Raw genomic sequence first — 20,449 nt, forward strand, 5'->3', positions numbered from 1 at the left:
CAGGCTGCACGATTCTTGTATAAAAAAACCTCCCGCCTGCACGACGAGAGGTTTGGCTGCACTTTTAGTGCAGGAAGGGGAATCCCTTCCGTATCCGATACCTTCTCAGTCTCACAGGACTGGTCTTAAAGGTCATATTCATTAAAGCTATAGTAAAATATTTTAGGACAGATGTCAACGATTATTATTTTTTAGATGCTACTTGCCCAGTTTTTCCAGGAGTTCCGAGAAGTATGCCGGAAGAGGAGCCTCAAATTCCATGTATTCCCCGGTTCTTGGATGCACAAAGCCCAGAACACCTGCATGCAGTGCCTGTCCGCCGATTTCAAGTGTCTTTCTTGGCCCGTACTTCGGGTCCCCTGCCAGCGGATAGCCGATATATTTCATATGAACGCGGATCTGGTGGGTCCTTCCTGTTTCAAGCTGGCATTCCACATGGGTAAAATCCTTGTAGCGGTGAATCACATGAAAATGCGTGACCGCATGCTTTCCGCCATCCACCACTGTCATGCTCTGCCTGTCTTTAGGATCCCTTCCAAGTGGAGCATCAACCGTCCCATAGTCATGAGGGATGGTTCCATGAACAATTGCCTGGTACTTCCTTGTCACGGTTTTTTCAACAAGCTGATTCACCAGGCTTTCATGGGCCATATCATTCTTGGCAACCATCAGCAGGCCTGATGTATCCTTATCGATGCGGTGAACGATTCCCGGGCGCAGGACGCCATTGATGCCGGAAAGGTCCTTGCAGTGTGCCATAAGGCCATTGACCAGCGTTCCTGATGCATGACCTGGCGCAGGATGGACGACCATTCCCTTAGGCTTATTAACGACAAGGACATCACCATCTTCATAATAGATATCAAGGTCCATCTCTTCCGGTAAGACATCAAGCTCTTCCGGTTCTGGGAATGATATTTCAATCTTATCATCAGTGCTGCATTTATAATTCGTTTTAGTTCCCTGGCCGTTGACAAGGATATGGCCATCCTTGATCATTTGCTGCGCCTGTGATCTTGACAGCTCTTCGTTCAGCAGTGAAACAGCTTTATCAAGCCTTTCCCCTGCCACTTCTTCATTAATGATGTATTCCATTTTCTCCATTCGATTTCTCCTTCGCTTCCCGCTCTTCCCGGAGCATTTGTATCATCAGTATGATTACCCCGACAACCAATGATGAATCGGCCACATTAAAGACAGGAAAATCATATCCAAAGATATATGTGTTGACGAAATCAACCACTTCTTTGCGGAAAACCCTGTCGATAAAATTGCCGATCGCCCCTCCGAGCATTAATCCCAGTGCGATGCCAAGCAATCGCTTCCCTTTTGCTGCGGTCTTGATGTAATAGACAATACCTATGATGACGGCAACTGTAATAACATAGAAAAACCACATTTGCCCTTCAAGAATTCCCCATGCCGCCCCCCTGTTGCGGTGCGATGTGATATAAAGAAAATTCTCGATCACCGGGATGCTTTCACCAAGCTCCATATTTTTAACAATCAGCCATTTGGTCAGCTGATCCAGAGCAATAACAAATAAGGCAATTATGTAATAAAACACAAAGGCTACCTCCAATTTGAAGTCATTACCTTAGCATTTTAGCATAATCTCCATGAAAACGACACCTTTTATCCACTATGAAGGCTGCTGCTGACCGGTTCAGCCTCTCATAATCATCATCAAGAAAGAAGCGGTGTCTGCGGACGGTTCAAAAACTGATTCCATCGGCTTTCGGCAAAACGCCCCAAGCTTATCATAATCTGACAATGCTACCATAGTTGGGATGACTGACAGCAGATTTTCCGGTATCAATTCCCCGGATATTTCACATTTTCCGTATTCCCCTTTTTCCAATTTTCCGATGGCGCGGTTAATATCGGCCAACTCATCATATATTAATGGCTGGATAAGGGCTGAGCATCTTCCGCTTTCCAGTCTCTGAAGCAATTCCTCTTTAGTTGCACGGAGTTCTGAATAGAGCTTTTCAAATGAGCTGTCCATTGCCGCTTCCTCCGTTCTTCTTTGTTTAAAATTATTATCTCCGGCCTGGGCGCACAGAACCTGATAAACATTTAACAAAGAGCACAAAGTTTAGATAAGGTGGAAGGATTTATCGAAAAAAAAGGTAATCTTTCGGGGGTTAAGTGACAGGAAAAAAATCAAAAACCCGGCTGCACCAGGCAGCCGGGTCTGTTATTATGCCAAATGGCTATAGTTGTTTTTTACAACACTTGCACAGCGCGGGCAAAGCGAAGGGTGGCTGGAATCAGCACCGACTTCCGGTGTAACTGTCCAGCAGCGCTCGCATGTTTCGCCTTCTGCTTTAGACACAAGAATTGCCGCTTTGTCGAACTTGAGGGCTTCTTCCGGCGCCTCGCCATACTCTCCGCCGATTTCAAAGGCGGAAACGATGAACAGCTGTTTCACATCTTCTTTAATGCTGTCAAGAAGGCTTCTAGTTTCAGCCGTTGGATAAAGAGTGATCTTTGCTGCCAGGGATTTCCCGATCACTTTTTCATTTCGTGCCTCTTCAAGTGCTTTAAGCACTTCATCGCGCAAATTCATGAATGATGACCATTTTTTCATCAGTTCATCTGCATTAGGAAGCTCTTTGTATTCAGGCATGTCTGTCAGCTGGACACTTTCTTCCTTCGCAGCAGGGATAAAGGACCATACTTCATCAGCTGTATGAGAAAGAATCGGCGCAGTCAGCTTTGCAAGCGCAACAAGGCTTTCATAAAGCACTGTCTGAATCGCACGGCGGTCCGCATTATCTTCGGCCTCGATGTAAAGAACATCTTTGGCAAAATCCAGGTAGAATGAACTTAAGTCCAATGTACAGAAATTATTGATCACATGGTAAATGCCTGCGAATTCATAGCGGTCATAAGCTTCCTTGACGTTTTTGACCAGCTTGTTCAGCTTCACGAGCATGAACTGATCGACTTCCCTGAGGTTTTCAAAGACAACTGCATCTTTCTCAGGATTGAAGTCAGCCAGGTTCCCAAGCAGGAATCTGAATGTGTTTCTGATCTTGCGGTAAACCTCAGCAACCTGCTTCAGGATCGGGTCAGAGACTCTTACGTCTGCCTGGTAGTCTACAGATGCCACCCAAAGACGCAGGATATCTGCTCCAAGCTGGTTCATGACCTTCGCCGGAACGACAACATTTCCGATGGATTTACTCATTTTCCTGCCTTCGCCGTCAAGTGCAAAGCCGTGGCTAAGAACGCCCTTATACGGCGCCTTTCCAGTTACTGCCACTGAGGTGGACAGGGATGAATTGAACCAGCCTCTGTACTGATCAGAGCCTTCAAGGTAAAGGTCTGCAGGACGCTGCAGATCATCGCGTTCTTCCAGGACAGCCTGGTGGGATGAGCCGGAATCAAACCAGACATCCATGATATCCGTTTCTTTTGTGAACTTGCCATTCGGGCTGCCAGGATGTGTGAACCCTTCAGGCAATAGCTCTTTGGCCTCTTTCTCGAACCAGATATTGGAGCCGTGTTCCCTGAAAAGGGCAGAAACATGATCAATTGTTTCATCAGTAATGATGCTGTCGCCGTTTTCAGCATAAAAGACAGGGATAGGAACGCCCCATGCACGCTGGCGGGAAATACACCAGTCGCCGCGGTCGCGGACCATATTGAACAGGCGTGTTTCTCCCCATGCCGGCACCCATTTCGTTTCTTTAACAGCTTCCAGGAGCTCATTGCGGAAGTCCTTGATGGATGCGAACCATTGCGCTGTAGCCCTGAAAATGACCGGCTTCTTCGTTCTCCAGTCATGCGGATAAGAGTGAGTGATGAACTTCAGGCCCAATAATGCACCCTTTTCTTTAAGCGCTTCGGTGATCGGCTTGTTGGCTTCGTCATAGAAGAGGCCTTCAAAGCCTTCAGCTTCATTGGTCATAAGACCCTTATCATCGACCGGGCACAATACCTCAAGTCCATATTTCTGGCCAACATAAAAGTCATCTTCACCATGGCCGGGCGCAGTGTGGACACAGCCTGTACCTGCATCAACGGTTACATGGTCGCCAAGCATGACAAGCGAATCGCGGCCATAAAGCGGATGGGAGGCAAGGATGTTTTCCAGCTCGCTTCCTTTGACTGTCTTAACGACAGCCGGGTCTTCCCAGCCAGTTTCTCCTGCCACAGATTCCAAGAGCTCTTCTGCGACCAGATATTTGCTGCCGCCCGCTTCTGCAACCACATAATTAAGGTCAGGATGGACGCTGATCCCCAGATTGGCCGGGATCGTCCAAGGAGTTGTCGTCCAGATGACGATTTGGACATCCTGATCCAATACACCTTTTCCATCTTTGACTTTAAAGCCAACATAAATGGAAGGAGAGCGCTTATCCTGGTATTCAATCTCCGCTTCGGCAAGTGCTGATTCACTGGAAGGTGACCAGTAGACCGGTTTCTTCCCTTTGTAGATATAGCCTTTTTTAGCCATATCGCCAAATACCTTGATCTGCTGTGCTTCATATTGAGGCTGCAGCGTGATATAAGGGTTTTCCCAGTCGCCGCGGACGCCAAGGCGTTTAAATTGTGAACGCTGGCTGTCAACCTGTTCATAGGCATACTCCTCGCAAAGCTTTCTGAACTCGGCAACTGTCATTTCTTTTCTCTTAACGCCTTTATTCGTCAATGCCTGCTCAATCGGCAGGCCGTGGGTATCCCAGCCTGGTACATATGGTGCATGGAATCCGCTCATGGACTTGTAGCGGACAATAAAATCTTTAAGGATTTTATTCAGCGCATGGCCCATATGGATATCGCCGTTAGCATATGGAGGGCCATCATGGAGAACAAACATCGGCCGGCCCTTCGTATGCTCCTGCACCTTTTCATAAATATTCATTTCTTCCCATTTGCCCTGGATTTCCGGCTCCCTTTTTGGGAGATTTCCGCGCATCGGAAATTCTGTTTTTGGCATCAATAATGTATCTTTGTATTCCACTGCAATTCCTCCTGCTTTCATTTAGGTAATTTGACTTGCCGTTACCGGGCGTTTTCCACTTGAGAAAAACAAAAAAAGCCCTCTCATCCCGGTAAAGGGACGAGAAGGCTTATAGCTCCCGCGGTACCACCCTTGTAGACAGAAAAGAATCATTCTGCCCGCTCAAAGCATCCTTAACGCGGATGAAACGCCTGCACCTTACTGGTTCGGAGAACGTTCAGGCAGGTACTCTAGGGTGATCTTCCAGCAATCTGCTTATTCCAGGCTCCCACCGTCCCTGGATCGCTAATCTTAAAAGCATATAGAATGCTGTACTGTCCCTTTCAACGCAGTCAATATTTTCTTATGATATGGATTATATTCGATTCATGCAGGCTACGTCAAGCCAGTGAGTCTTCTTCCTCAGTTGATTTCAGATCCGTTGAATCGAGCTCATACTGAAGGAGATGGTCCCAGTCCTCTGTATTGAGCATATCCAGCTGTGCTTCGATCAGCATCCTGAACCGTGTTCTGAAGACCTTTGACTGCTTCTTCAAATCCTCGATCTCCAGGGCAATCTTCCTTGCTTTTGATAAGGATTCATTCACAATGCGGTCGGCATTCTTCTCCGCTTCCTTGATGATCAGCTTGGCTTCCTTCTGTGCATTGCGCCTGACTTCTTCAGCGGCTTCCTGTGCAACGACGATGGATTTGTTCAGCGTTTCCTCAATATTGGTGAAATGCCCGATCCGGTCATTCAGATCTGTAAGCCTTTCGGAAAGCTCCTTTTTCTCCCTGATCAGTATTTCGTAATCCTTGATGATCTGGTCAAGAAATTCGTTTACTTCATCTTCGTCATAGCCTCTGAAGCCTTTGCTGAACTCCTTGTTATGTATATCTAATGGTGTTAAAGGCATAATGCCACCCCCTATGAGTCTTAAAGCATATGTATGACAGCGTGAATACGCTGATTTCTGATATTATCACAGTGATAAAGATATATTCGACATTTTCTTTTAAAATCCTGCAAAAAAATAATTTATTTTTGCTTTCCCGTAATGATTCTCCATTTATCTTTCTTTGTCTTTCCTTCTACTTCTATGATTTTAGATCGGCCTTTTCCCCTTACAGAAAGAACATCAGCTTCCCCGCAAACAAAAGAAGGATCCTCTACTTGTCCCCAATTAACTTTTACAAGACCCTGCTGGACAAAGAGCTGTGATTTTTGCCTGGAAATATTGTATATGGCCGAAATGACGGCATCCAGTCTCAGCGAGGAAACAGAAGCTGACGATTCCTCCCATGCACCTGCTGCAGTGATCGCTTTCTCCAGCGGCAATTTTTTCAGAGTGACGGAAGCTTTGCCGATCGATTCCAGCTGCATGCTTACATAGTCTTCAATTTCGCGGGAGACAAAAAACTGCGCCCTTTCATCCTGGACAGTGATATCCCCGAATTTCCCCCTCTTCAAGCCAAGAGCCATAAGGCTGCCAAGTATTTGAGGGTGTTCGATTGAAACAAATTTGCTGGGATAATTTATTTCAAAGAGCGTGATAGAGAATTCTTCTTCATCAGGGGTAAAGTATTCAGGATACAGAAGGGCCCTTTTTCGCTCTGTACCCTCAGTTCCCCCGAATAAGCGAAGCTTCACGCCGGAATGCTCCCCGACAATCATTTTTACAATCTGCTGCTCTCTCGGATCAAGGAAGTCAGTCAATTTAGGTACATAGGATGTTTCAACATAGTCCTTCCAGCCCAGAGACTGGTCGATGAATTCTTTCTCCTCAAGCCGAAAATGCTGATAAATAGACATCGGCACTCTCCTTTTATATTATTCAGGAAGGCATCTGCGGACATGTTCAAGCATATCACAGCAGCCACCAAAAAAGGGACTGCTCAGAGTCCCAAGTTATTGGTAATTCTATGCAACCCAATAATAGAGCTGATAAAGTCCACTGGTGGCAAACCGCAGGACAAAAATCGCCACGATCGGCGAGATATCAATCATCCCCAGCGGCGGTATGAACCTGCGGAATGGTTCCAGATATGGCTCGCATATACGGGCTAAAAACTGGCCAATGGACGATTCTCTTGCATTTGGAAACCAGGACAGCAATATGTAAATAATCAATGCCCAGGAATATAACGAAATTATTTGACTTAAAATACCTACTACTGTTGCCATGTAGTGCTACCACCTCGCATTTTCTAGATCATGCTCCTGCATGATTTGGGAAATATTCCCTGACACCTCCACATTATCTGGAGTGCATAAAAAGATATCTGTTCCAATTTTCTGGATGTCGCCGCCAATGGCATATACCGTGCCGCTCAAAAAATCGACAATCCTTTTTGCCTGGTCCCTTTCGATGCGCTGCAGATTAACTACCACAGCCCGGCGGTTTTTAAGCTGGTCTGCAATATCCTGGGCTTCGGCATATACCCTGGGTTCAACAAGCACAACCTTTGAAGACTTCTGGACACTTTGCAGGCTGACCACATTCTGCTTTGGAGAAGCAGGCTGTTTTTGAGGCCTGACAGGTTCGATTTCTTCTTCGATGATTTCCTCTTCTTTATAGTCATATTCATCATCAAGGAAAAAAAATGTTTTTATTTTTGATTTAATGCTCATTTTTTATACCTCCTGCTTATTCTCCGACAAGAGCAGTTCCGATCCGGACCATGGTGGCCCCTTCTTCCACTGCAATTCCAAAGTCATTGGACATGCCCATGGAAAGTTCCCTGCAAGGCGCATGAGCAAGGTTTAAATCCTGGATATTCTTCTGCAGAGTTTTCAGTGTCCGGAAACAATGCCGCAATACTTCCTCATCGTCCGTCAAAGGGGCCATCGTCATCAGCCCTGCAGCAGAAATGTAAGGATAAGCCTCCAGGTCTTTTACAAACGGAATCACTTCCTCAGGAGAAAGCCCCTGTTTTGACTCTTCACCGGAAGCATTGACCTGTATCAGGCATTGGACTGTTTCTTCTGCCCGCTTGTCTATTTCCTTCGCCAGTGAAAGCCTGTCCAGTGAGTGGATATAATCGGCAATGCCGATTATATTCTTGACTTTCCTGGTCTGCAGCGATCCGATGAAATGCCATTTGGCAGCATGGCCGATTTCTTCATGCTTGGCAAGCATACCATCATCCCGGTTTTCGCCCAAATTGGCGATTCCCGCAGACACCGCCTCTTTTGCCCTTTCCGTGGAAACATATTTTGTTACAGCGATTATGGTCACTTCGCCGGGATTTCTCCCTGACCTTTTACAGGCTTCATCTATTTTTTCTAGAATGCTCTTAAGATTTTCCTCTACCTTCATCTAGCTGCAGTCAGCCTCCTTCCAGCCTATGTAGCTCATCATCCTGCCAGTCTTCCCCCCATCCCTGCGATGGGAAAAAAAGTATTCCTCATGGCAGCTGGTGCAATAGCCGGATACAATTATATTCTCTTCCCGGATGCCTGATTTCATGAGAAGCTGTTTGTTCACTTCTTTCAGATCAAGCTGGTATTGATTCTCTTTTACTTGATTATATGGTTTTTTATCGACATCTTCTAGTCTATTTTTCACTAAATTGACAACTCTGCTGTCGGCAATATAACATTTTTCGCAAATGGAAGGCCCGATTGCCGCCAAAATTTCCCCCGGATCGATTCCTTCATTCTTAAAGACACCGGTCATATTTCCGGCAATCCCGCCGACAGTCCCTTTCCAGCCGGCATGTGCGGCCCCTATAGCCCCTGAATCAGGATGTGTGAAATAAAGTGGGACACAGTCAGCAAAGCATAGAGTTAAAAGCAGGCCCTGCTCAAGTGTGAAAAAGCCATCAGTCCTCCTGAATGCCTGCCCATAATCCAAAGCGCCTGTTCCTGCATCTTCCTTTGATACTTTCCGTATAAAGGTTTCATGGGTCTGCTCTGCCCCCGTCCATGCTGGCAATGGAAAGCCTATTGACTCAGAGAAAATTTCCCTGTTGCCGCATACCGCCTGGACAGAATCATTTACATGAAGGCCAAGGTTGAGGCTACTGTAGTCTCCATTGCTATTCCCTCCATTTTTCGTGGAAAAACCTGCAGCAAGGCCCGGAAACTTTTCCGTCCAGTCTTCAATGGAAAAAAACTTGCTTTCCTTTAGTACAAATGGCTCCATTTATCGTGTCCTCTTCGTGTTTTTCTTTAGTTTATCATAAAGAATGTTCGTGTTACAGAAAAAAGGAGGAAGCTTACGCATCCTCTTCCACCTGTTTGAGTTCTTCTGAGATTTTATAGCGAACAAGAATGACGTCCTCGCCGATTTTTAGAATATTTTTCCACGGAATGATGATATCCTCATCTTTTCCAAAGAATCCGAGGACTTTTCCTGCTCCGCTGATGATGACGGCTTCAATTTTTCCGCTCATCAGATTGATGTCAATATCCCCGATGCTTCCAAGTTTTTTGCCGTCGGCCACATTTACTACGTCCTTGACCTGGAATTCTGATATCTTAACCATGGTCCACCCCCGCCATTTGTTGCTTACTTGATTATATGTTGCGGAAGGATGGAATATTTTGATTTGATGGGGGGTTTTAGGGAAATATTCAATAACAGCTAAAACATCTTACGCAGCTAAGAATAACGAGATAAGTTATCTTCAATTTTTTTTCTTATTGATTGGGCTGTTGATTACCTTTGCAGGCACTTCGCTTTCCGTGGGGCGGAGTTGAGCCTCCTCACGCTTGCGCGCTGCGGGGTCTCAACATTTCCGCTATCTCCCACAGGACATTGAATTTTCTTCCCTGAAATCACATCGCACGAAGAAAATGCGCATGCATTTTATGAGGAGTCTTCGTGCCTTCCACTGCAATCAACAGGTTTTCAGAATTTTTTGGCTGCCATTAAACCCTACATACATACTTTGAGTCCCTAACCTTTTCTTAGAACATAAAACCCAAAACAAAAAGCTGCTTTTCAGCAGCTTTCAGCTTTGGATATTTTTGTTCATTTGCTTGATGGCGGCTTTTTCAAGGCGGGAGACCTGGGCTTGGGAGATGCCGATTTCTTCGGCTACTTCCATTTGCGTTTTGCCTTGGAAAAAGCGCTTTCTCAATATGAGCTTTTCTCTTTCGTTAAGCCTGCGCATGCCTTCTTTGAGGGCAATTTCTTCAATCCATTGAATATCTTTATTGCGCTCGTCGCTCAGCTGGTCCATGACAAATATCGGATCGCCTCCATCGTTATAGATGGGCTCGAATAATGAGACCGGATCCTGTATCGCATCAAGTGCAAACACGATTTCTTCATGGGGCACTTCAAGGACCCTGGCTATTTCCTCAGCCGTTGGTTCCTTTGACGTTTCACTCATCAGGCGTTCCCTGACCTGCAAAGCTTTGTAGGCTATATCTCTTAATGACCTTGATACCCTGATAGGATTATTATCCCTCAAATACCTTCTGATCTCACCAATGATCATCGGAACAGCATAAGTGGAGAACTTTACATTCTGGCTTAAATCAAAATTATCAATAGATTTCATCAGGCCGATACATCCCACCTGGAAGAGATCATCTACAAATTCGCCTCTGTTGTTAAAGCGCTGGATGACACTCAGTACCAGCCGAAGGTTGCCATTGACTAGGCACTCCCGGGCATATGTATCACCTTCATGCATTTGCTTGAAGAGTTTTCTCATTTCTTCGTTTTTCAAAACGGGAAGCTTTGATGTATCAACACCGCAAATTTCTACTTTATTTCGAGTCAATCCATTTCCCTCCTCACAGGAGCTGCTGTACAAAAAACAGTATCTCCTCGGAAAGGAAAAATATGCACATACCGATTTTCCATGATCCCCGGAATAAACGGCATATACAGTCTGAATAAGGGCTAAGCGGGATAAAAAAAAATTTAAACCATCTTGTTGAATTCCTTTTTCAATCTTTTGATGATTCTCTTTTCTAGCCTTGATATGTAAGACTGTGAAATGCCAAGCATGTCAGCCACATCTTTCTGTGTTTTTTCCTCGCCAGAGCCGAGGCCGAAACGGAGCTCCATGATCTGCTTCTCTCTGTCAGTGAGCTGGTGAAGGGCCTTCAGCAGAAGCTTCTTATCTACATTCGCCTCCAGGTCCTTAGTAATAATGTCTTCTTCGGTTCCCAGCACATCGGACAAAAGGAGCTCATTCCCATCCCAGTCAATATTCAGAGGCTCATCGAAGGAAACCTCCGACCTGATTTTATTGTTCCGCCTCAGGTACATCAGTATTTCGTTTTCAATACACCTGGATGCATAAGTGGCAAGCTTGATTTTCTTTTCCGGATTAAAAGTGTTGACCGCTTTGATGAGCCCGATTGTCCCGATGCTGATCAGGTCTTCAATATTGATGCCCGTATTTTCAAACTTCCGGGCAATGTATACGACGAGGCGGAGATTTCTTTCGATCAGCATTGATCTTGCAGCTTTATCGCCTTTGGGGAGCTTAATCAGAAGAACTTCTTCTTCTTCTTTTGAAAGAGGGGGAGGGAGAGCCTCGCTGCCGCCTATATAGAATATTTCATCAGTCTTGAGCCCAAGTTTGATCAGCAGTTTATACCAGTAATAGGATAGGCGAAACTTCAAATTTTTCATGAGTTGTCCTCCTTCTAAATTATGTTTTTCCGAGTATAGTATTATTAACTTACCTTTTCCGCTGATTCTGCTTTTCCGGCACCTGTCATCATCTTTGGATGGATAATGCAGTCAAATGCATCATCACTGGAGAGCTGCTGCATTGTAAAAGAGATGAGCGCCTTGCCTGCCAGGATTTTTTCTTCCCCCCTTTGGATGATGATCCTGTCTGGCTTCATGGCAATAATAAGCTGATGTTCTTGTCCAACCACCTTGCAAGGAAGAATTCTCATCCGATTTTCCCATTCAGGCGGGATTCTTGCCTCCCCCATCAGGAAAGGCTCAGGATCCTGGGAAACGGCGAGGAGAACTTCAGGAAGCTTTTCTGCCATCCCTTTTAGGGATGCAATCATGACCGGAGTCCTGGATATTGGATCATAAAGCTGATTTCCCGTATCAACAAGCCCCTTAAAGTTCAGGTCAATCCCATTAATCGAAATGCAGACCTCAGCCAGCTGGTCATATTGGAGATTGGCCATTTCCATGTTTTCTCCGTGCTTCCGTGAAAAATGCCAGGCAGCAGGAAATCCAAATATGACAAACATCCAGCTGATCGGATCCCCGAAGCCTTTGACACTTCCCAGCAGGACGGCTGAAGAAAGCTCAAAATCAAATTTCACAAAATAATGGGCACCTATCAAAGTCCCTCCAATGAGGAAAGTTGCCATATAAAAAGTAAACAGGCCTTTAATAAAATATCCGGCCCTTTTATATCCAAAGGCAAGGACGACCATGACAATTGAAAAAAGCAGCTTTGATAGCGGATGCCCGGAAATAGACTGAACCGGTGTTACCGCGAGCAGAACGATCATTGAGCCCGCAGCACCGCCCGCCAGTATCCGCCAAATAGAAACATCCCTTTTCAGGAAGATCGCTGTGAGATACAGCAGGAGGCTGTCAAAAAGAAAGTTCAGCAGCCAAATGATATCCAAATAAATAGCCAACCCAGCTTCACTCCAGACATATCCGGCTTATTAAGTCCGGATGCCAAAAACTGATTATTCATCTATCTATTAATCTTATGGAAAAGTATACCCCAGCCATATCATTGAAGTGTGTCACTTTCTGTAGCCTGTTTAGGAGAATTTTTTCACTATTCCCTTCGGTTTTTGTCAGTATTTTGTTTTATATGCCTGTCTAAAAAAATACGAATCAATCTTAAAAACCAAAATAAAACGGCGCCTCATATGAGGCGCCGTTCAGCGAATGCTATCTTATCTTCTTCTATTGCGGTTTCTCAGGAAAGTCGGGATATCCAATGTTTCTTCACCTTGTGAAGACTGAGATGATGAGTTCCTTACAGGCGGCTCATGGCTCTGCTCTTCGCGCTTTGGCTCCCTGTCCCTGTCCCGGTTAAGGGAAGGTGAATGCGTCTGCTGCTGTTTAGGCTGTCCAAATGATGGGCGTGCCGGTTTTGGCGCGGCCACTTCTTCATTGAACCCAGTCGCAATTACTGTAACCACGATTTCGTCTTTCAGGTTTTCATTGATAACAGAACCGAAGATCATATTGACATCCTGGTCTGAAGCGGAGGCTACGATATCTGCAGCTTCCTGAACCTCATAAAGGCTCAGGCTTGAACCGCCGGTGATATTCATCAGGACACCCTGTGCACCATCAATGGACGTTTCAAGCAGCGGAGAAGAAACAGCTTTCTTTGCCGCTTCTGCCGCACGGTTTTCTCCTGAAGAGACGCCGATCCCCATCAGTGCAGAACCCTTGCTTGACATGATGGTCTTTACATCAGCAAAGTCAAGGTTGATCAGCCCTGGAGTGGCAATCAGGTCGGATATGCCCTGAACACCCTGGCGAAGCACATTATCCGCTTCACGGAATGCTTCAAGCATCGGAGTGCTTTTGTCTACAATTTCTAATAGACGGTCATTCGGAATGACAATCAGGGTATCAACAGCTTCCTTCATGGAAGCAATTCCGCCTGCAGCCTGTCCGGCACGCTTGCGGCCTTCGAATGTAAACGGCCTTGTAACGACCCCTACTGTCAAAGCGCCCAAGTCCCTTGCAATCTGTGCAATGACAGGTGCAGCTCCAGTACCTGTACCGCCTCCCATTCCGGCAGTGACAAACACCATATCTGCGCCTTTCAGTGCTTCTTCAATCTGCTCTTTGCTTTCCTCAGCAGCCTTTTTGCCTACTTCCGGATTAGCACCGGCACCCAGTCCGCGCGTCAGCTTTCCGCCGATCTGCATTTTCACTTCTGCTTTCGAGAGGTTCAGTGCCTGTGCATCCGTATTAACTGCGATGAATTCTACGCCTTGAACGCCGTGTTCGATCATGCGGTTTACCGCATTATTTCCTCCGCCGCCAACGCCGATAACCTTTATGGTCGCTAGTGAATCTAAATTAGTGTCAAATTCCAACATGACAAATCCTCCTAATTCGTCGATATTCCTTAAAGCACTGTTTACTCGAAAAAGTAGCCAAGGAACTTTTTAACTCGTGATGTAATCTTTTCTTCCGGCTGTTTTTCCGGTCTTGCTTTTGGTTGCGGTTGTTTTTGGACGCGTTTCTCCTTCGCTTCGTTCACTTGGGCAGGCTCTATCTTCCTGCCCTGAAGCCTTGCATTTTTATAGGCAAACTTGATCAGGCCGACTGCTGTTGTATACTGCGGCTCCCTTACGCCGATATAATCCGGAATGGCAATCCGGACGCGGTTCTGGAAAATGATCTGTGCCAGTTCCAGGATGCCCTGGGTGTTGGCTACTCCACCTGTCAGGACATAGCCTCCTGGCAGGTCGCTGACTCCCAATCTCTTAATCTCATTCTGGATCAGATCGAAAATTTCTTCCATCCTTGCTTCAATAATATCAGAAATTTCAAGCTGATTAAATTGCTGGTGCTGATCGCTCCCGATAATCGGGACACTGAAGACTTCATCTTCAGAAGCATGGTCATAAAAAGCATAACCGTATTTTGTTTTGATTTTTTCGGCATCCTCTGTAGAGGTCCTGAGGCCAATAGATAAATCCTTTGTAATATGGTCCCCGCCGACAGGAAGTACGATTGTTGCCTTCATGATTCCCTGCTCGAACAGGGCAATGGTTGTAGAGCCGCCGCCCATATCGACCAAGGCCACTCCGAGATTCATTTCGTCCTTTGAAAGTGCGAATGCCCCTGCTGCAAGCGGCTGGAGCGTTATGTCCAAAATTTCAAGCCCTGCTCTTTCAACACATCTCAGAATATTATGTAGAATTGTCTTAGAACCTGTAATAATGGTGCCTTCCATTTCCAGGCGGACACCGATCATGCCCCGCGGGTCGTTTATTTCATTCAAACCGTCTACAATGAATTGCTTCGGAATGACATCCACAATCTCTCTTTCAGGAGGGATGGAAACCACCTGGGCGGCATCGATCACCCTTGCAACATCTTCATCTGTAATCTCCCTGTTATCACTGGAGACTGCCACTACTCCATGCGAAGGCTGGAGCATGACATGATTTCCGGTGATGCCGACGATGACCTGCCTGATCTCCATCCCTATCATTCTCTCAGCTTGTTCGATTGCCTTTTTTATAGAATGAACGGTTTCATCTATATCAACAATTGAGCCTTTGCGCAATCCTTCAGACTTCACATTGCCTACACCGATAATGTTTAAAGAGTCGTTGACCATTTCACCAATGATTACTTTTACACTGGATGTACCGATGTCAAGACTAACATAAATTTCATTGCTGTTCATTCTCTGGCACCTCCTTTTGCAAATCCGATTATTGAACAACAATAATGCCAATTTTTAGTTTTATCTTAAATTAATATAATCATTTAAATTATTCGGCAAAACTAATATATTTCCCTTTATTCTATCTTAACTTTTTTCTACTTTTTCTCGGTTCGACCATTTGGTCAGAATAATTCTCCGGATGACCGCTATGTTTTGGAAAAGCCTTACACCAAACGCAAAAACAGCGGCTAAATACAAGTCTACACCAAGATGAACCCCCAGAAAAGCTAAAGATGCTGCCAGCAGGATGTTAAAGAAAAAGCCGGATACAAATACCTTTTCATCATATATATCCTGCAGATGCGCACGGATGCCCCCAAACAGGGTGTCAAGGGCAGCCAGCACTGCAATAGACAAATAATTGGAGTACTCATCAGGGATCCTGAAGTCCGTAAGAAGGCCCAGTATGGCCCCGATAAGCAAACCCAGTACGGGAAGCCACATTAAGAACTGCCTCCTTTTTCTTCTGCAGGTTCCATATTTTTTACCCGGATCGTGTCCTGATAGGCAGGGATAACAATGTTCTCCTTTGGCTTTAGGATAGTGACCCTGAGATTTTCGACAAAAAATTCTTCTGCCGATTTGGATACCTGCATCTGATTATAAAGCTTTTGAGCTGACTGCATATCTTCTGCGGCCGCTCTGACTTCAATCGGCAAAGAACTGACTGCATGGCCGTCGATTTTGGTTTCGCCGTTAATATCGCGGATGACGGTCGTATTAATGATTCTGTGCCCGTCAATCGATATTTGCTCAGCATCATGCATATTCAGCTCATTGACCAGCCTTTTAAGCAGATCAGGCGAAACATCACCGGGTGCATTGCCCAGGAGTGCTTCTTCAACAGCAGGCTCAATGAGGATGATAACCCCCGGACCTTTTACTTCCGTAAGGCCAGCTTCCTCTTTAAGCTCATCCAGCGTTTCCTTCAGCACCTGTTCTTTGCTTTGTTCCCGCTTATTTTCATATTGAGCAAGCTTCAGCTCGTTTGATCTGATTTCCCGTATCAGCCTCAGCTGAATTTCCTGTTCTTTCCGCAAGTCCTCCCTAAGCTGCCATGTGTCGCGGGTATCCCTCACCACCGGCTCTTTGACGGATTGGAACTGGACCGCAATCATAAAGCCGATCACAGCGGAAATTACCGTAAAGCTTATGATCTGATTCCTTTTCACGATTTCCACCTTACTTTCTCTGCTTCCAGTAAGTGGATCAGCCGTATTTAATTCCCCAGATTGGGTTCCATTTTGATTTCAGCCTTTTCCTCCAGCGAGAACTGGATGTTCTCGTTGACAAGCGAATCCTTGACTCCGCCTGTAAGGTTCAGCGCTGAAGAAAGAACCTCCGGATCGCCGATTGCTTCAATGATAAAAGGTGCCGGATGCTGCTTTCCATCAATTTCAATGACAGGGCCATTGCACAAAATATATGAGTCATGGGAAAGGCGCTGGCCGTTAACTGCAACAGCTGAAGCACCAGAGATATACAGTTCATTGATTACCTTGAAAACATGGTGTTCATGGACAATATAGCTGTTTACATTGGCTTCGCTGGGATTATAATCCCCGTCAGCCAATGTGACCTCCACCCCTTTGCCCAGGACGGCGACTTTCCCAAGATACATCCTGTATTTTTCTGCGTCCTCTGCCAGGTTGAAATATACCTGCGCCTCTTTTGACAAATCCTTTTCGAATTGGAGAACCTGTCCCTGTTTGCTGTCCAATTCCTTCTGGAGCCTGCGGTTGCGCTCTTCCATGCTGATGAGCTGGCTTCTCAGTGCAGAGTCCCGTTCCCACTGGCTTCCTGTCATGTCTGCTTCCTCATTTTCACTTTTTGTAAAGTGATAGGAAAATGAAAGCATATAGCCGAGAACAAGGAGCACCAATGAAAGGACAACCCGCTTACCTTTCACCTTCTTCTTCTTCTTCTCCACGGCTATCATCTCCTTCCGGACCGTAGGCTTTAAAATAAGAACCTACTTCCAGATCAATCACGCCGCTGACCCCAGGGTCCAGCTGGCTGATGATTGAAGGATAATGCGCCATCTTTTCTGAAAAGCTCCGCAATGTTGCACTAACTTCGAACCCGTCATTCATATATAGAGTAATATGATACTCGTCCGTTTCTTTAGGAGAATAATGAATCTCCGAAATTGCGTTCAGCACCTCTTTCGGAAGGCTTTCCAGGCTGTCTATCATCTCAAGGAGGACGTCGCCCTCCTTGAATCCGAGCAGCAGCGGTGCATTAACTGGAATGTCTGTGATTTCCTGTTTGCTAAGTATCATCCCGTTTTCAAGTACAGGCAAAAAACTTTTTTCTTTCGCTATGTAGGCAATGCGATTGTGCTCAGCCACCTTGATGTCAACCGTATTGGGGAGGCGGGTTTTTATTTCAGCCCCGCTGATTTCAGGCAGCTCTTTCAGTCTACCCTCAATTGCCCCCTTATCAACCTTCCAAATATTTGTTTTCTTAGAAAGGCCGCTTACGGCAATCAATTCTTTTGTCGTGTATGTCTGATTTCCGCTGATGCTGATCTCTTTTACACGGCTTAAAGGCGACTGGAAATATATCACAAAAACAATCATAGAAAAGAATAAAAGCAATAAAACGATAAGCCTGCGGTTCGCTTTTTTCCTTCTTTGCTGCTTCAGTTTGGGAATTCGATCCTCCAGCGAGACTACGTTCCCTTTCTCCATAACCTTCACCTCACTATAAAAGCTTGAGCCGCATAATGCCAATAGCCTATCAGCCTGGCAGGCAGCATAACGTTCTCGTCAGACGGAAAGCAGAATGGGCACCGGCATATCCGGATGCCGGTGTGTCTTCTGCCGGCTTTTAAAGGTTATTTCTAAGGAAATATTATATCACAATAAATGGCAGCAGTAAGGAGAATTTCCTGTTACTTTCGGCCGATAATTTCCACTTCAGTTTCCATTTTAACCTTAAATTGGGAATAGATAGTATCTTTTACATGCTCGATCAATCCAAGAACATCTTCGGCCGACGCGCTGCCGGCATTTACGATGAAGTTTCCATGCAGCTCGGAAATCTTAGCCCCGCCGATGCTGTGGCCTTTTAAACCTGCAGACTCAATCAGCTGGCCGGCATATTGTGGAAGAGGATTGCGGAAGATGCTTCCTGCACAAGGATAATTATAGGGCTGTGTTTCTTTCCGGTAATCCTTGTTCTTTTGCATCTCTGCCACTATGCTGTCCCTCTCTCCTTCCTGAAGGCTGAACACTGCCTCAAGTACGATGCCGGGCCGCTCCTTCTGAAGAACTGATGTACGGTAGGAAAATTTCATTTGCTCATTGGTGAGCCATTCCATGGTTCCATCTTCAAAGAGCACAAAAGCTTTTTTTAGGATCTTTGAAATATCAGACCCGTGGGCGCCTGCATTCATATAGACTGCACCGCCGACCGAGCCGGGGATGCCGCTTGCGAATTCCAGGCCGGAAAGGCCTTTCCGGCTGATCTGGACGGACAGGCTCACAATAGAGAATCCTCCGCCCGCAGTCACTTCAGAACCATCCACTTCCAGTTTATCCAATCCTGGGCCAAGCTTAATGACGGCCCCTTCAATCCCTTTATCTGATACAAGCAGATTCGATCCCCTGCCTATTACCCTCCACTTGATATTATGTTCACGGATAAGCTCCATTGTTTTAATGAAATTGTCTATAGATGAAGGCTCTACAAACAAATCGGCGGGTCCGCCTATTTTCATGGTTGTATGGTTGGCCAAAGGTTCTTGTTCTTTCACTTTTCCAACCTGCATATCTTTAAGCCTGCTGATCAATTCGTCCATATATACCTCCCTTTCCATTGTTTTTACTATCTTATGTCTTTTAAGCTCTTTGGGCTACTGGCCCTTCTTACGGACAAGGTCTTCCATAACGCGGTGCAGCCTTCTGGCCGCATCCGGTATCCCCAATTCCCTGGCCGCTTTTTTCATATCCTTCAGTTTCTTCTCATCAAGGAGTATTCCATCAATTGAAGCGACAAGCTTCTTGCTGGTCAGTTCTTTTTCAAGCAGAAGTTCTGCTGCCCCGTTATCAGAAAGGGCCCTGGCATTCTTCTCCTGGTGGTTGTTGGTCACATAAGGGCTTGGCACCAGTATGCTCGGGATTCCAAGTGATGTCAGCTCTGCAAGAGTGGTCGCCCCCGCCCTTGCCACAGTCAGGTCCGTGCCGGCCAAAACCTCCGGCATATTATGGACAAATGGCTTTAGGATCACATTTGGCGGATTGCCGACCAGTTCTACCTCTTTTCTGACTTCCTCATAGTGCACTTCTCCTGTCACATACAGCACCTGGTAAGGCTTATCCTGCAGCTCGGCGAGCGATTTCAGCACAGCTTCATTAATCGGCCTTGCGCCCCTGCTGCCGCCAAAAATTAAAACAGAAGGGATATTTGTCTTCAGACCGGCTGAAAGCCTGCCTTTGACAGGGTCCTGGCCAATCACTTCTGAGGCGCGGGGATTTCCAGTCAAGATAACCTTTTCCGATGGAAAAAATTCTTTTGCTTCTTCAAAACAGACTGCGATTTTATCGACATATCTGCTCAGGAATTTGTTGGTCAGTCCCGGGACACTATTTTGCTCGTGTATGATTGTGGGGATGCCAAGCTTGGCAGCTGCATAGACAACAGGACCGCACACATAGCCGCCGGTTCCGATGACAATGTCCGCCTTGAAGTCCTTCAGCATTTTCCTGCTGTCAGCTGTTCCTTTCAGGAATCTGAATACAGTTTTCATATTTTCAAAAGACAGCTTTCTTTTGAAGCCAGTGATATGTATAGATTTAAACGGGATGCCTTCTCTTTCCACGAGAGTGCTTTCGAGCCCCTTTTCTGTGCCTATATATAAAAACTCTGTGTCTTTATTCTCTTTTTGAATTTCTCTGATCAATGCGAGTGCAGGATATATATGTCCTCCTGTACCGCCTCCGCTGACTGCAATTCTCATGACTTTCACCTCAAAGAAGAGTGTTGGTATTTAGCAGGCATTAATAGCCTTAAAGGGGTGGCAGCACAAAGTTTCCCTTAAAAAACACTCTCACGCTTTACCCCATTCTACTATAATCTAAACGGCTCTAATAAGCCATAACATTA

Annotated in this window: 22 protein-coding genes and 1 other annotated feature; all 22 genes read right to left on the bottom strand. The window is 45.8% G+C overall.

The genetic code is table 11. The features are described from left to right. Window positions 1–198: 198 nt before the first annotated feature. Window positions 199–1,104 carry an RluA family pseudouridine synthase gene (locus Q9R36_RS03205; RefSeq protein ID WP_094767499.1) on the bottom strand — a complete coding sequence of 302 codons (906 nt, stop codon included), beginning with the start codon at window positions 1,102–1,104 and terminating at the stop codon, window positions 199–201. After that, window positions 1,079–1,567, bottom strand: coding sequence for a signal peptidase II (gene lspA / locus Q9R36_RS03210; protein ID WP_022543702.1), 489 nt, complete (start codon window positions 1,565–1,567; stop codon window positions 1,079–1,081). The genes Q9R36_RS03205 and lspA overlap by 26 nt, the downstream gene beginning before the upstream one ends. Before the next feature lie 99 nt (window positions 1,568–1,666). After that, entirely contained in the window at window positions 1,667–2,008 is a 342-nt protein-coding gene (locus tag Q9R36_RS03215) for a hypothetical protein (protein ID WP_022543701.1), read from the bottom strand. A 195-nt stretch (window positions 2,009–2,203) separates the two neighbouring features. Continuing rightward, complete coding sequence (gene ileS, locus Q9R36_RS03220; protein ID WP_311224536.1) at window positions 2,204–4,975, bottom strand: isoleucine--tRNA ligase; 2,772 nt, start codon at window positions 4,973–4,975, stop codon at window positions 2,204–2,206. A gap of 92 nt (window positions 4,976–5,067) precedes the next feature. Next, window positions 5,068–5,311: a binding site (T-box leader), on the bottom strand. Window positions 5,312–5,355: 44 nt separating this feature from the next. Next, window positions 5,356–5,871 carry a DivIVA domain-containing protein gene (locus Q9R36_RS03225; RefSeq protein WP_022543700.1) on the bottom strand — a complete coding sequence of 172 codons (516 nt, stop codon included), beginning with the start codon at window positions 5,869–5,871 and terminating at the stop codon, window positions 5,356–5,358. 122 nt (window positions 5,872–5,993) lie between these two features. Next, complete coding sequence (locus tag Q9R36_RS03230; protein WP_311224537.1) at window positions 5,994–6,767, bottom strand: YlmH family RNA-binding protein; 774 nt, start codon at window positions 6,765–6,767, stop codon at window positions 5,994–5,996. A gap of 108 nt (window positions 6,768–6,875) precedes the next feature. After that, window positions 6,876–7,139, bottom strand: a complete 264-nt coding sequence (locus Q9R36_RS03235) for a YggT family protein (protein WP_009791730.1) — start codon at window positions 7,137–7,139, stop codon at window positions 6,876–6,878. Window positions 7,140–7,145: 6 nt separating this feature from the next. Beyond that, window positions 7,146–7,586 carry a cell division protein SepF gene (locus Q9R36_RS03240; RefSeq protein WP_009791729.1) on the bottom strand — a complete coding sequence of 147 codons (441 nt, stop codon included), beginning with the start codon at window positions 7,584–7,586 and terminating at the stop codon, window positions 7,146–7,148. 16 nt (window positions 7,587–7,602) lie between these two features. Then, window positions 7,603–8,274 (bottom strand): YggS family pyridoxal phosphate-dependent enzyme, encoded by a 672-nt coding sequence (locus Q9R36_RS03245; RefSeq protein WP_311224538.1) that lies wholly within the window; start codon window positions 8,272–8,274, stop codon window positions 7,603–7,605. Continuing rightward, window positions 8,275–9,102, bottom strand: a complete 828-nt coding sequence (gene pgeF, locus Q9R36_RS03250) for a peptidoglycan editing factor PgeF (protein ID WP_311224539.1) — start codon at window positions 9,100–9,102, stop codon at window positions 8,275–8,277. Between the two features lie 73 nt (window positions 9,103–9,175). Then, the gene (locus Q9R36_RS03255) at window positions 9,176–9,445 is read right to left on the bottom strand and encodes a YlmC/YmxH family sporulation protein (RefSeq protein ID WP_009791726.1); all 270 of its coding nucleotides are present in this window, start codon (window positions 9,443–9,445) and stop codon (window positions 9,176–9,178) included. Between the two features lie 468 nt (window positions 9,446–9,913). Next, complete coding sequence (sigG, locus tag Q9R36_RS03260) at window positions 9,914–10,693, bottom strand: RNA polymerase sporulation sigma factor SigG (RefSeq protein WP_009791194.1); 780 nt, start codon at window positions 10,691–10,693, stop codon at window positions 9,914–9,916. 143 nt (window positions 10,694–10,836) lie between these two features. Continuing rightward, complete coding sequence (sigE, locus tag Q9R36_RS03265) at window positions 10,837–11,556, bottom strand: RNA polymerase sporulation sigma factor SigE (protein WP_009791193.1); 720 nt, start codon at window positions 11,554–11,556, stop codon at window positions 10,837–10,839. 44 nt (window positions 11,557–11,600) lie between these two features. Further along, on the bottom strand, window positions 11,601–12,539 hold the full coding sequence (spoIIGA, locus tag Q9R36_RS03270) for a sigma-E processing peptidase SpoIIGA (RefSeq protein ID WP_101550657.1): 939 nt from the start codon (window positions 12,537–12,539) through the stop codon (window positions 11,601–11,603). A gap of 270 nt (window positions 12,540–12,809) precedes the next feature. Then, on the bottom strand, window positions 12,810–13,976 hold the full coding sequence (gene ftsZ, locus Q9R36_RS03275; protein WP_009791191.1) for a cell division protein FtsZ: 1,167 nt from the start codon (window positions 13,974–13,976) through the stop codon (window positions 12,810–12,812). Window positions 13,977–14,017: 41 nt separating this feature from the next. Continuing rightward, the gene (gene ftsA / locus Q9R36_RS03280; protein ID WP_101550659.1) at window positions 14,018–15,298 is read right to left on the bottom strand and encodes a cell division protein FtsA; all 1,281 of its coding nucleotides are present in this window, start codon (window positions 15,296–15,298) and stop codon (window positions 14,018–14,020) included. A 126-nt stretch (window positions 15,299–15,424) separates the two neighbouring features. Beyond that, window positions 15,425–15,784, bottom strand: coding sequence for a small basic family protein (locus Q9R36_RS03285; RefSeq protein ID WP_009791189.1), 360 nt, complete (start codon window positions 15,782–15,784; stop codon window positions 15,425–15,427). Then, on the bottom strand, window positions 15,784–16,512 hold the full coding sequence (locus tag Q9R36_RS03290; protein WP_022543698.1) for a DUF881 domain-containing protein: 729 nt from the start codon (window positions 16,510–16,512) through the stop codon (window positions 15,784–15,786). The genes Q9R36_RS03285 and Q9R36_RS03290 overlap by 1 nt, the downstream gene beginning before the upstream one ends. A 47-nt stretch (window positions 16,513–16,559) precedes the next feature. Further along, window positions 16,560–17,279 (bottom strand): DUF881 domain-containing protein, encoded by a 720-nt coding sequence (locus Q9R36_RS03295; RefSeq protein ID WP_101550661.1) that lies wholly within the window; start codon window positions 17,277–17,279, stop codon window positions 16,560–16,562. Beyond that, window positions 17,239–18,033: a cell division protein FtsQ/DivIB gene (locus Q9R36_RS03300; protein WP_094767509.1), complete on the bottom strand. Its 795-nt coding sequence runs from the start codon at window positions 18,031–18,033 to the stop codon at window positions 17,239–17,241. The genes Q9R36_RS03295 and Q9R36_RS03300 overlap by 41 nt, the downstream gene beginning before the upstream one ends. A gap of 203 nt (window positions 18,034–18,236) precedes the next feature. Then, window positions 18,237–19,145, bottom strand: a complete 909-nt coding sequence (gene murB, locus Q9R36_RS03305; protein WP_101550663.1) for a UDP-N-acetylmuramate dehydrogenase — start codon at window positions 19,143–19,145, stop codon at window positions 18,237–18,239. Window positions 19,146–19,199: 54 nt separating this feature from the next. Further along, window positions 19,200–20,303 carry an undecaprenyldiphospho-muramoylpentapeptide beta-N-acetylglucosaminyltransferase gene (gene murG / locus Q9R36_RS03310; RefSeq protein ID WP_311224540.1) on the bottom strand — a complete coding sequence of 368 codons (1,104 nt, stop codon included), beginning with the start codon at window positions 20,301–20,303 and terminating at the stop codon, window positions 19,200–19,202. Window positions 20,304–20,449: the final 146 nt, after the last annotated feature.

It is taken from the genome of Bacillus sp. AG4(2022) (genome assembly GCF_031844465.1).
GTDB lineage: Bacteria > Bacillota > Bacilli > Bacillales > Cytobacillaceae > Bacillus_AB > Bacillus_AB infantis.

Coding starts and splice junctions, on each gene's coding strand:
- Q9R36_RS03245 (WP_311224538.1), bottom strand. CDS start 8,274: ATGAAGGTAGAGGAAAATCTTAAGAGCATTCTAGAAAAAATAGATGAA.
- sigE (WP_009791193.1), bottom strand. CDS start 11,556: ATGAAAAATTTGAAGTTTCGCCTATCCTATTACTGGTATAAACTGCTG.
- ftsA (WP_101550659.1), bottom strand. CDS start 15,298: ATGAACAGCAATGAAATTTATGTTAGTCTTGACATCGGTACATCCAGT.
- Q9R36_RS03235 (WP_009791730.1), bottom strand. CDS start 7,139: ATGGCAACAGTAGTAGGTATTTTAAGTCAAATAATTTCGTTATATTCC.
- murB (WP_101550663.1), bottom strand. CDS start 19,145: ATGGACGAATTGATCAGCAGGCTTAAAGATATGCAGGTTGGAAAAGTG.
- murG (WP_311224540.1), bottom strand. CDS start 20,303: ATGAGAATTGCAGTCAGCGGAGGCGGTACAGGAGGACATATATATCCT.
- ftsZ (WP_009791191.1), bottom strand. CDS start 13,976: ATGTTGGAATTTGACACTAATTTAGATTCACTAGCGACCATAAAGGTT.
- Q9R36_RS03230 (WP_311224537.1), bottom strand. CDS start 6,767: ATGTCTATTTATCAGCATTTTCGGCTTGAGGAGAAAGAATTCATCGAC.
- Q9R36_RS03285 (WP_009791189.1), bottom strand. CDS start 15,784: ATGTGGCTTCCCGTACTGGGTTTGCTTATCGGGGCCATACTGGGCCTT.
- Q9R36_RS03215 (WP_022543701.1), bottom strand. CDS start 2,008: ATGGACAGCTCATTTGAAAAGCTCTATTCAGAACTCCGTGCAACTAAA.
- Q9R36_RS03240 (WP_009791729.1), bottom strand. CDS start 7,586: ATGAGCATTAAATCAAAAATAAAAACATTTTTTTTCCTTGATGATGAA.
- Q9R36_RS03255 (WP_009791726.1), bottom strand. CDS start 9,445: ATGGTTAAGATATCAGAATTCCAGGTCAAGGACGTAGTAAATGTGGCC.
- Q9R36_RS03225 (WP_022543700.1), bottom strand. CDS start 5,871: ATGCCTTTAACACCATTAGATATACATAACAAGGAGTTCAGCAAAGGC.
- Q9R36_RS03300 (WP_094767509.1), bottom strand. CDS start 18,033: ATGGAGAAAGGGAACGTAGTCTCGCTGGAGGATCGAATTCCCAAACTG.
- Q9R36_RS03205 (WP_094767499.1), bottom strand. CDS start 1,104: ATGGAGAAAATGGAATACATCATTAATGAAGAAGTGGCAGGGGAAAGG.
- pgeF (WP_311224539.1), bottom strand. CDS start 9,102: ATGGAGCCATTTGTACTAAAGGAAAGCAAGTTTTTTTCCATTGAAGAC.
- Q9R36_RS03295 (WP_101550661.1), bottom strand. CDS start 17,279: ATGATAGCCGTGGAGAAGAAGAAGAAGAAGGTGAAAGGTAAGCGGGTT.